Genomic DNA, 10,105 nt, shown 5'->3' on the forward strand with positions numbered 1-10,105 from the left:
GGGGGGGAGGGGGGTGGTGTTTGCGGCTTCGGTCTGTTGTGGGTGTTTTTGGTGTTGGGGGGGGGGGGGGGGGGGGGTGGGGGGGGAAAAACCCCCCCCCCCCCCCCCCCCCCCCCCCCCTCCCCCTTCCCCCCCCCCCCCCCCTCCCCCCCCCCCCCCCCCCCCCCCCCCCACGACCTCGTACGGGCGCTGTCCTGATCGAGGCGCATCAAGCGCCCTTCGCCTGGCCCCCGCGATGAAGCGCCCGGGCGAAGCATGCGGCGGTACGGTCAGGTCGAGCCGAGGTCGAGCCGTCCCGGCCGGTTCCGCTGACCGCTCGACCACCGGGCGGTCGTCACCGTCTCACCGTCGGTTTCCGGCGCCAACGTCCGGCGGGCCGGGCCCGCATCCTGCCGTCGCTCGTAGGCGGCGGCCAGGTGGTCCTGGAGTTCGGCGTGCCGAAACTGGTACACCACACCAGCCTGGCGCAGCACCTGCCGCCGCAGTGCCTCCCGGAACAGCACCGGGAACCGCACCGGCGGACGTCCGTGCAGCAGCAACACGACCTGGGCGAAGCCCGTCAGCACTGCCGGGCCGAGGCCGGTGATGACGCCGTACATCGCCCCGATCACGATGCCGAGCTCCGGTCCGACCGACCACGTCCCGGGCCGAGGCGGATCCGCGACGTTGAACAGCGCGAACACGACGCCACCGAGGATCACCCCACAACTGACGGTGACCAGGGTGCGGCGGCGGTCGGCCCGAAACGTGCCGCCCGGGGTGCTCGCCGGTGAGTCGGCCAGCGGCGTCAGCCAGATGCCGAGCAGGCCGAACGTGACGTTGGCCCGGCCGATCGACGGACCGACGATCAGGAGGCCCATGAGAGCCAACCCGGAGAGCACGCCGGCGAACGGGCCGAGGACGAGTCCGACGCCCACCCCGACAGCCAGCGGCGGTCCCGATCCGGCCAGCCACAGCATCCGCAGCTCCGCCCGAGTCGGCCACCGCAGGTCCATACCGATCGGTTCGGTCGGGGTCGGCATCGAGGCGGAAGGGGAGGAGGTCAGGATGAACCCGACCGCGGCGACAGCCACGAGAAAGGCGCCCAGGAACGCCAACAACACATCGGACCGAGCCCCGCCGGTCAACGCCACGCACGCGCCGGCCAGCACTGCCGTCGGCAGCCCGATCCCGGTGGCGGCCGCGATCGACAGAGCCCTGATCGGAATCCAGGTCGGGATCTCCCACCAGCGCAGGTCGCGGCGCCCCCGCAGGTGGTGAGCGAGCCAGGACAGGTAGAACAGGTGACGCTGGTCGCGCCCGCCGCGCCGGCCGGAACCGGACGGGTAGGCCCGCTGCAGGAACTGGCCGATCACGCGGGCCTTCACCGCTGCCACCGAGGTGAGCCCGATCAGCTCCGCAGGGTCGGGTACGTCGCCGTCCGGCCCGTCGAACGCGTCGCGGGCCAGACTCAGGATCAGCGGGGTGGCGAACGCTTCCGCGACCGGCGAGTCGGGTCGGCTGAGCAGATGCTCGGTGAGCCGGTGCCAGAACCGGCGTTGCCGGTCACTGTCGTGACCACGGCGCAGGTACTCGACGGCGGTCCTCGACTCGACCTTGTCGAGCTGCAGGACGACCGGGCGCGGCAACCGTCCGCCGGCACGCGCCTGATCGTACCCCTCGATCCGGGAGGTGAGCACGATCCGCAGGCCGGCGGCCTCGCGCGCGATCCTGGTGAGCGCGGCCCGTTGCCCCGCTGTGGGCATCTCGTCGAGGCCGTCGAGGAAGAGCGCCACCCGCTTCTGCGCGACCAGGCGGCGTGCGACGTCCGCGCCGTATCGCGGGTGCCGCAGCGCCGGGAAGTTCGTCTCCATCTCCTCGACCACGTGGTCGAGCAGCGACCTCTCGTCCGGGTTCCATCCGCCGAGGGTGACCCAGACCGGCACCGGCGTATCGGCGCGCTCCGGTGCCGAGGCCGGTCTGACGCACTCCCTCGCTGCCTCGATCAGCAGGATCAGCATTGTTGCGGTCTTCCCGCTGCCGGCCGGGCCGAGCAGGACCAGTTGCTGGCGCTGGATCCGCCGATACAGGTCGGCATACAGGCGGGTGACCACGCCTTGTTCGCCCGGGTGGTTTCCGTCCAGGGCTCGGCGGCTGGCGCTTCGACGGCGCGGAACCCGCCGAACGTTTCCCTCGGAAGCGCCGAACACCTCGTGCATCGGCAGCGACCGCTGATGGTCCCGGTGCCAGGTGACCCGCACCGGGTCGGCGTTCGTCCCGATGCCCCAGGCATCGGCGTGCGCTGACCAGTGCGACACGGTGGCCTGGGCCAGCATGTTCGCCGCCTCCGTGAGCTGCTCCGGCGCCGACAACTGCGGCTCCTCACGACCGCGCCGCCCCTCCACCACCACGATGGCCACCACCAGCAGGACGATCGCGACCCAGGGGGCCCAGCCGAGCCATGGCGGAAGGGGGATCGTCTCAGAAGCCAGGTTGACCGCGAGACCGAGTACGGCGGACAGCACCACGGCCAGCGGTAGAAGGAAACGCCGCATCCAGATCTCCTAGGTCAACGTAACCTGCGTGCCGTATCGACGTGAGTGCTCTCGTAGGGGCACCCGGACGTCGGTCGCCGGCGCCTCGAAGACCTCGTCGGCAAACCGCACCCGGCCCCGGCAAATTGCAGATCCTCGCAGTCCTAACTTGGGTCTTGGCGGTTCGGTGCCGGCCCTGGCTCCTTGTGGGCACGGCCCCGTGGTCGATCGTTCTTTCGTCCAGAGTAGAAGTCTGACAACCAAGGGCCAGCGCGGTGAACGGGAAAACCGATCTGATTGCCTCGCGGATCGCCTGCGCCCAGGCGCCGTGGCGGCTGTCCTCAGCAGACAGAGACCGGGGTACGAGACATCCCTCAGATGCGGAAGATCGAATGGTCAGACGCTGGCGGATAGGGGTGAGCCTGCTCGGAGTGGGCGGCCGAGATGCCGGCCGAGAGGGAAGCAGACGGCCGCGTGACGACCTGCCTCGACAGTTGGCTGCTGAAGAGCCAGCCGGACGGCGCGTGCGTGAGCGGTGGGCTGAGGCATGCGGTTGGGACACGTATCCTCGTTCGTAGCGCGACGACGGCGCGACCGTCGAATCACCGCATTGAAGGTCAGCATGGTTCCACCCGCTCAGGTCCGCATCAACGAAGCGCTGGAAACCCACGCCACCTCGTTAGACCTGACCCTCCTCGGCCTGCGCGAAGTGCCGGATTCGTTGGCCGACCTCACCGTACTCACCGACCTGCGACTGGACGGCAATCAGCTCACCAGCCTGCCGGACTGGCTCGGGAACCTCACCACCCTCACAAGGCTCAGCGTGTCCAGCAACCGCCTCACCGAGCTTCCGGACTCGTTGCGGAACCTCACCGCCCTCACCGAACTCAAGTTGGGCCACAACCGGATTATCGATCTGCCGGACTGGCTGGGGGACCTTCCGGCCCTCGCGGAGCTGCACCTGTTCGGCAACAAGCTCACCGACCTGCCGGATTCGCTGGGCAATCTCGGTTCCCTCGCCAACCTGTACCTGCACGACAACGCGTTCACCACGCTGCCGGTCACGTTGAGCAGGCTCACCACCCTCGCCTATCTCTGTCTGTCCAACAATCGCCTCGCGATACTGCCGGCCTGGCTGGGGAGCCTGACCTCCCTGACCCGCCTGGCGCTGGATCGCAACAGGCTGACCGTGCTGCCGGATTCGTTGCGCAGCCTCACCAACCTCACCACGCTCTGGCTGGAGGACAACGCGTTCACCGAGGTGCCAGACCCGGTGCGGGACCTCACCGGCCTGACCGCCTTGTACCTGGAAGGCAACCCGCTCACCGGTCTGCCCGACTGGCTGGGGAACCTCACCGGCCTCGCTCGCCTCGGCTTGTCCGATATCGGCCTCACGACATTGCCGGACTCATTGGGCAATCTCACCGCACTCACCATGCTCTGGCTGAGCAACAACCACCTCACCGTGCTGCCGGACTCGCTGCGAAATCTGACCGCGCTCACCGACCTGTACCTGGACGGAAATCCGCTCACCGAGCTGCCCGACTGGCTGGAGAGCCGCGCACCCGCATCGGCCCCACTTCGATACAGACGCTAGGGCGGGCAGTGGGTCAGGAGGCTGTGGCGGGCTTCTTGGTGGGGTCGGCCGAGGTGGCGCCGTGAGTGGGGCGGCGGGTCAGGACCTGGGGGCCGGAAGCCGTGATGGCGACGGTGTGTTCGGAGTGGGCGGTGCGGGAGCCGTCGGCGGAGCGGATCGTCCAGCCGTCGTTGTCGAACTTGATCTTGTCGGTGGAGCGGCAGAACCAGGGTTCGATGGCGATGGTGAGACCGGGGGCGAGTTTCACGCCGCGACGGGCGCGGCCGTCGTTGGAGACGTGCGGGGCCTCGTGCATGGTGCGGCCGATGCCGTGGCCGCCGAACTCGGCGTTGACGCCGTAGCCGTAGGAGCGGGCGACCTGGCCGATAGCGGCGGAGATGTCGCCGAGGCGACCGCCGGGCTGGGCGGCGGTGATGCCGGCCTCCAGTGCGACCTCGGTGGCCTCGATCAGCTTCAGGTCGGCCGGGTCGGGGGTGCCGACGACGACGGAGAGCGCGGAGTCGGCGACCCAGCCGTCGATGCTGGCCGCCATGTCGATGCTGAGCAGGTCACCGTCCCGCAACACATAGTCGTGCGGCAGGCCGTGCAGCACCGCGTCGTTGACCGACAGGCACAGCACGTTGCGGAACGGGCCGCGGCCGAACGAAGGGGCGTAGTCCCAGTAGCAGGATTCGGCGCCGCGTTCGGAGATCCGGCGGCGGGCGTGGTGTTCGAGGTCCATCAGGTTGACGCCGACTGCGGCGACATCGCTCAGCTCGGCGAGCAGTTCGCCGACGAACTGGCCGGCCACCGCCATCCGGCCGATCTCCTCGGCGGACTTGAGTTCGATCACGACAGCCTCCCCCTCCGGGTGCGGTATTTTTATACCGGCATTTTTATACCACGTCAGGTCGGGGCACTCCGGCGGGATATCCTGCTGGCATGGTTCGCCAACCACTCACCGCCGAACAGATCGCAGCGGGCCAGCGCCTCGGAACCGCCCTCCGGGCCGCGCGTGCCGGCCGCAGCCTCGTCGAGGTGGCCCTGGCGGCCGGCATCTCCCCCGAGACGCTGCGCAAGATCGAGGCGGGCCGCCTTCCCGCGCCGGCGTTCGGCACCGTGGTCTGCCTCAGTCAGGCCCTCGGCGTCCCCCTCGGCGACCTGGCCGACGTCTGGCTGGCCGACATGCCCATCCGCCAGGCGTCCTGAAGGCCAGCCGCCCAGATCCTCCAACCAGCGGGGGTCGGTCACTCGCAGCGGTCCTCGGCGCCTCGGCCGTACGGCTCGCAGCAGTCGGGGCGGTGCCGGTAGACCCGCAGGTCGCGGCCGTGCCGCTCGCTGTACTCGGTCGTGATCTCGTACAGGCAGGCCCGCCACACGACGGTTTCCCCGCCGCCGGGCAGCACCTGGCCGTCACCCGGCCCGCCGCGCAGCAGCACGTCCACCCTTCGACGGTACGTTTCCGGTGAGCGCGCGACGCGGCGTGTGAAACTCTGCCCCTCGAGCGGGCGGCGTTGCGGGCCACGGCCCAGTCCCGCCAACCGAACGCGCATCCCCCAAGGACCGCCCGCCGGTAGCTGCGGCGAGGCTCTCCACCTGCACGTGGCGCTCGGCCGAGCGTCAGGCGCGCGGCGAACGACCGCTGGGCATTCGTTGTCGCGGATCTGGACCCGAGGCAGCCCGTGTCTCTCCCACCATGACGTGGGGGTGGGTGGGGATGAGCGGGACGTGCGGCCGGCGTGGTGGGGACTGGACGTGACTCCCGCCCGCCCACCGGGGAGGGCCGGAGCGGAGCGGATGCTGCGTCGGCCGGTCGCGCCGATGCTCGCGGCGCCGGTCGACGTGGTGCCCGAGGGCGCGGGCCTTGTGCACGAGCGTGCGGCTGCATGCCGACGGATAGATGAAGGGGGTAGTTCTCGGGGCGTTCCCCGGACTGAGGTTCGCTGTCGCCACCGTCGTCCCGACGCGGCGGTTGACGCCTGCACATACTGCGACTTGACGCAACCCGAGTTCGTGATGGACGTCCTCACCCAGCCGAATCAGTCGTCAGCGCTCCGTCCGAGAGGGCGGTAGCGGAGGTGTACGACGCCGTTTCGGAATCGGCGCTCATCGAGGAGCTCAAGGTCGGCGCGCATGCCGGTCGGCAGCCCTGGTTTGCCCCCGCCGACGACAATGGGCAGGATGAACAGTTGGCACTCGTCGACCAGCCCGGCCGTGAAAGCCTGCGTCGCGAGGTTGGCACCTCCTACGGTGAGATCGCTGCTGGCCGTGGCCTTCAGTTCGCGTACTGCGGCGGGGTCGAAACGGCGTTCGAGTCGGGTGTCGGCAGTTGACACCGCGGCGAGGGTCGTGGAGTAGACGACTTTGCTCGCCGCCTGCCAGGCGCTCGCGAATTCGGCCATGAGGTCGGACTGCGCGGCCAGAGCGGCGTCGGTCTCCCAGACGGCCATCGCCTCGTACAGGCGCCGTCCGTAGAGAAACGTGCCCACAGACCGCAGGAGGTCGGTGTGGAACGCGAATACCTCGTCGTCGATTGGGAACCAGTCGAAGGCGCCGCGTTCGTCCTCGATGTAGCCGTCAAGCGACACGTTGTTCACGTAGATCAGCTTTGCCATGCCGCTACCTCTCGATGATTAGCTGCAACAGCCTGGACATTCATCAGCGTGACCTCCAGCTTGGTGAACGCTTGGCGCCAACCCTCCTCGCTGGGGTGCGCCAGATGTTCGGGGAGCCATTGGCGGATCTCCAGTCGCGTCCGTCCGTCAGCCTCGTCGTGGAACTCGACCCGCAGTCTCGTCTCGAACGGCTCGATGTCCTCCCGCAGCCGGCCACTGACGTGCATGACGCCTTCGAGCAGTTCGCCGTCGGCGACGTCGGTGAGGTCGACGTGGATCTGCACGCGAAGGTCGGGTTCGGCTGCGTTGACCTCCGTCCACCGTTGATAGCCGCCGGGGCGTACGTCGAACTCGATCTCGTCGCGCGGTAGTGAGTTGCCGATCGGGCCCCACCACGCCGCCAGGTGGTCGGGATCGGTGAAGGCTCGGTAGACGAGCTCCCGCGGCGCGTCGAACACGCGGGAAATGACAAGCTGCGGAGTTTCGGTGTTCATTCGAGCTCCCTGGGGTCGTCGGCCATCCGGTCCGTTGCCGGTCCGGCGGCCTGCACCGTGGCGAGGTGGGCATCGAGGCGGGTGAGGGACGAGTCCCAGAACCGCCGGTAGCGCTCGATCCAGTCGGCCGCCTCGCGCAGCGGGGCAGCTTCGAGGTGGCTCGCGCGCCACTTGCCCGACCGTGACCGCGAGATGAGCGCGGCGCGCTCGAGCACTTTCAGGTGCCGTGACACCGCCGGCATCGAGATGGACAGAGGAGCGGTGAGCTCGGTGACCGTGGCGTCGCGTGCGGCCAGCTCGGCGATGATCGCCCGTCGAGTCGGGTCGGCGAGCGCCGAGAACACCGCGCTGAGCTGATCGGTGCCAGCCATCGGAAGCTCCCTTCACTTAACCAACATGTTAAGCGTATTGAGACACGAGTGATGTTGTCAACGGATGGGTCGCCGGGCAGGCTCGGTCCCGCCGCCGACATGCCGCCGAACGACCTGCGGCAAGACGGTGTCCGATTCTGCCGCGGACCGCGCGCTACCCGACGTGACGACGTGCCAAGGCGGCTCGTGCGCAGACACCTGTCGCTTCCCTCGGCCCGACGGTGCGGTCAAGGTCGAAGTACCGCACCCGAATCGTCACCGAGGCGATCATCGGCGGGGTGACCGGCCGCCTGCGCGAGGCGGACACGCTGCTGCTGGGCCGGTTCGACCGGGCGGGCCGGCTCCGCTACACCGGCCGCACGCACCCGCTGAACGCCGAGGGGGACGGCAGGAGTCCGGGGCGATCCTGTCTCCGCCGCAGTCGCCGCGGCATCGGCGAGCCGACGTGGCGCATCCGTGGCCGCAGCCGTTGCCGGCGTCCTGGTCGGGGCAACTGGACCGGCCGGAGCCGCTGGAGTACGTGCAGGTGGAGCCGACGGTGGTGGCGGAGATCGAGGCGGACGTGGCGTTCGAGCACCAGCGGTGGCGGCACCGGGTCAAGGCCGTCCGGGCTCGCCCGGACATGTCGGTGTACGACGTACCGCTGCTGCTCGGAGAGGAGGAGGGCTACTTCGGCGAGACGTTGTACGCGGCTGCGCCGCCGTCGGGGAAGTTCTCGGCCACCGCCACTTCCTCGATCCAGCCGAGGGCGGCGATCGCGGTGGGAAAGCCGCACGTGGTGATGGCGCCGAGGGCGACGGCGCGCACCTCGTCGAGCGTTGCTCCGTGCTCGACGGCTTTGCGAACGTTGGAGCGCACCGCCCCCTCGGCCTCGGCTCCGATCGCCATGGCAAGTCGGATCAGCCGGTCGGTCCGCTCGTCGAAGGGGCTGCGCTCACGTACGCGGCGGGCGAGCACCCCCTGCGCCTCGGCGACCTCCGGGAAGCGTTCGAGGAACTGCTTGTAGATGGTGGGCAGGTAGTCGACCACGTCTCCTCCGCCGTCCGTGAGTTCTCAGTCCCCACCCTAGTTGTGACGCGGGGGTGACGTTCGTTCCTGCCCTCACCGAACCGGTGACCCGGGCCGGCGGGCGGTCGCCTCACGCACCGCGGCCGGCGAGGCGGGAGCGGCCGGGACGGGGCCGCGGCGCGCGCGGTAGACGACGTACGGGCGCCACAGGTAGGCCAGCGGCGCAGACCAGACGTGAACGAGCCGGGTGAACGGCCACAGCGCCAGGAACAGGAAACCGCCGATGGCGTGCAACTGGTAGACCAGCGGCGCGCCGACCATGAGGTCGCTGCGCGGCGCGAACCAGAAGACGCTGCGGAACCAGACAGCGATCGTCTCCCGGTAGTCGTACCCGCTCCCGAGCAGGTTGGTGGCGACCGTGGCGGTCATGCCGAGCGTGACCATGGCCGCCAGCGCGGCATAGAGCACCTTGTCCATGAGGGTGGTCTTACGCCGGATCCGCCCGTTGACGAAGCGACGGGCGATGAGCAGGACCAGTCCGGCAACGAGCATGAGGCCGGTGATGGTGCCGCCCCAGACGGCGGTCAGGTGGTAGGCGTGCTCGGGGATGCCGACGGCCTCGGTGACGGAGGCCGGCACCAGCAGCCCCATGGCGTGCCCGCCGATGACGCCGAACGCGCCGAGGTGGAACAGCGGCGATCCCAGGCGCAGGATCCGGTTCTCCAGCAGCTGGCTGGTGTGGGTGGTCCACCCGAACTGGTCGTGTCGCCACCGCCACACGTGGCCGGCGACGAACACCGACAGGCACAGGTAGGGCAGGACGATCCAGATGACGGTGTTCATCGCGGCGCCTCCGACGGGCGGCAGGTGGGGTAGGGGGCGAGGCCGACGCCGGTGAGCTCGTCGGGGCCGAGGGCGTCCAGGCCGACGGACTCGACGGGCGGGCCGTCGAGGGCGAGTGCCGCGATGGCGTCCCGGTCGGCGTCGGTCAGCGCGGGCAGGGCGCTGGTGATCGCGTCGAGGAGCAGGTGGTAGGGCGTGCGGAGCTCGGCCAGCGCGGCGCGCAGCAGTTCGATACCGCGCCGGTGCTGGCGCAGCGGGGCTTCCCCCGCACCGGGGCCGACGGTCGCGGCGAACTCGAGCACGACCGGCAGCAGGTCGGGCAGCTCGCCGCCGGTCAGCCGCAGCCCGTGGGCGCGGTAGCGCTGCTGGAGGATGAGCAGCGCCATCCCCCGCTTGCGGGTGTCGCCGTGCAGGTAGTACGTCAGGTACAGGCCGGAACGTCGGCGCAGGTCGAAGGTCTGCACGTAGTGACGCTGCACGTCGATCGGCGCGGTGCCCAGCAGCCAGGTGAGGAACTCCTCGACCTGGCCGCGCAGCCGCGGGTGCCCGATCCACGCGGCTGCGCCACGCAGCTCGTCCCCGGCGCCGAGCAGGTCGGCGTCCGGGTAACCGAGCAACACGGACGTGAGCTGGAACAGCCGGATCCGGTCGGCCGCGGTCACCGGGACGGTGCCGATGGCGGAGG

11 protein-coding genes are annotated in these 10,105 nt (G+C 70.0%); 2 read left to right on the top strand and 9 right to left on the bottom strand.

Going from position 1 to position 10,105, the window contains the following annotated elements; genetic code table 11:
* Positions 1-269: 269 nt before the first annotated feature.
* Positions 270-2,534: an NACHT domain-containing protein gene (locus ACZ6O2_RS26925; RefSeq protein ID WP_466024789.1), complete on the bottom strand. Its 2,265-nt coding sequence runs from the start codon at positions 2,532-2,534 to the stop codon at positions 270-272.
* A gap of 589 nt (positions 2,535-3,123) precedes the next feature.
* On the opposite strand from ACZ6O2_RS26925, the gene ACZ6O2_RS26930 reads away from it, so the two are divergent.
* Positions 3,124-4,110: a leucine-rich repeat domain-containing protein gene (locus tag ACZ6O2_RS26930; protein WP_466024790.1), complete on the top strand. Its 987-nt coding sequence runs from the start codon at positions 3,124-3,126 to the stop codon at positions 4,108-4,110.
* A 13-nt stretch (positions 4,111-4,123) separates the two neighbouring features.
* Here the strand turns inward: ACZ6O2_RS26930 and map are convergent, their stop codons facing one another.
* A complete protein-coding gene (map, locus tag ACZ6O2_RS26935) occupies positions 4,124-4,942 on the bottom strand; it encodes a type I methionyl aminopeptidase (protein ID WP_350710556.1) in 819 nt (272 codons plus the stop codon).
* A gap of 89 nt (positions 4,943-5,031) precedes the next feature.
* Between map and ACZ6O2_RS26940 the strand changes: the two genes are divergently transcribed.
* On the top strand, positions 5,032-5,298 hold the full coding sequence (locus ACZ6O2_RS26940) for a helix-turn-helix domain-containing protein (protein WP_350710558.1): 267 nt from the start codon (positions 5,032-5,034) through the stop codon (positions 5,296-5,298).
* Between the two features lie 38 nt (positions 5,299-5,336).
* On the opposite strand, the gene ACZ6O2_RS26945 is transcribed toward ACZ6O2_RS26940, so the two are convergent.
* From ACZ6O2_RS26945 to narJ, 7 genes are all read right to left on the bottom strand, one after another.
* Positions 5,337-5,534, bottom strand: a complete 198-nt coding sequence (locus ACZ6O2_RS26945; protein ID WP_350710560.1) for a hypothetical protein — start codon at positions 5,532-5,534, stop codon at positions 5,337-5,339.
* Between the two features lie 594 nt (positions 5,535-6,128).
* A complete protein-coding gene (locus ACZ6O2_RS26950) occupies positions 6,129-6,704 on the bottom strand; it encodes a dihydrofolate reductase family protein (RefSeq protein WP_466024791.1) in 576 nt (191 codons plus the stop codon).
* The gene (locus ACZ6O2_RS26955; RefSeq protein WP_466024792.1) at positions 6,692-7,198 is read right to left on the bottom strand and encodes an SRPBCC family protein; all 507 of its coding nucleotides are present in this window, start codon (positions 7,196-7,198) and stop codon (positions 6,692-6,694) included. The genes ACZ6O2_RS26950 and ACZ6O2_RS26955 overlap by 13 nt, the downstream gene beginning before the upstream one ends.
* Positions 7,195-7,569 (bottom strand): ArsR/SmtB family transcription factor, encoded by a 375-nt coding sequence (locus ACZ6O2_RS26960; RefSeq protein WP_466024793.1) that lies wholly within the window; start codon positions 7,567-7,569, stop codon positions 7,195-7,197. The genes ACZ6O2_RS26955 and ACZ6O2_RS26960 overlap by 4 nt, the downstream gene beginning before the upstream one ends.
* Positions 7,570-8,235: 666 nt before the next feature.
* Positions 8,236-8,598, bottom strand: a complete 363-nt coding sequence (locus ACZ6O2_RS26965) for a carboxymuconolactone decarboxylase family protein (protein WP_466024794.1) — start codon at positions 8,596-8,598, stop codon at positions 8,236-8,238.
* A 72-nt stretch (positions 8,599-8,670) separates the two neighbouring features.
* The gene (gene narI / locus ACZ6O2_RS26970; protein ID WP_466024795.1) at positions 8,671-9,420 is read right to left on the bottom strand and encodes a respiratory nitrate reductase subunit gamma; all 750 of its coding nucleotides are present in this window, start codon (positions 9,418-9,420) and stop codon (positions 8,671-8,673) included.
* Positions 9,417-10,082, bottom strand: coding sequence for a nitrate reductase molybdenum cofactor assembly chaperone (narJ, locus tag ACZ6O2_RS26975; protein ID WP_466024835.1), 666 nt, complete (start codon positions 10,080-10,082; stop codon positions 9,417-9,419). Before narJ ends, narI begins: the two co-directional genes overlap by 4 nt.
* Positions 10,083-10,105 lie beyond the last annotated feature (23 nt).

Source organism: Micromonospora sp. NPDC048040 (assembly GCF_055587185.1).

Excerpts from the sequence above, each read along its gene's own strand:
- ACZ6O2_RS26925 (WP_466024789.1), bottom strand. The coding sequence starts at position 2,534 with ATGCGGCGTTTCCTTCTACCGCTGGCCGTGGTGCTGTCCGCCGTACTC.
- ACZ6O2_RS26940 (WP_350710558.1), top strand. The coding sequence starts at position 5,032 with ATGGTTCGCCAACCACTCACCGCCGAACAGATCGCAGCGGGCCAGCGC.
- ACZ6O2_RS26950 (WP_466024791.1), bottom strand. The coding sequence starts at position 6,704 with ATGGCAAAGCTGATCTACGTGAACAACGTGTCGCTTGACGGCTACATC.
- ACZ6O2_RS26955 (WP_466024792.1), bottom strand. The coding sequence starts at position 7,198 with ATGAACACCGAAACTCCGCAGCTTGTCATTTCCCGCGTGTTCGACGCG.
- ACZ6O2_RS26960 (WP_466024793.1), bottom strand. The coding sequence starts at position 7,569 with ATGGCTGGCACCGATCAGCTCAGCGCGGTGTTCTCGGCGCTCGCCGAC.
- narI (WP_466024795.1), bottom strand. The coding sequence starts at position 9,420 with ATGAACACCGTCATCTGGATCGTCCTGCCCTACCTGTGCCTGTCGGTG.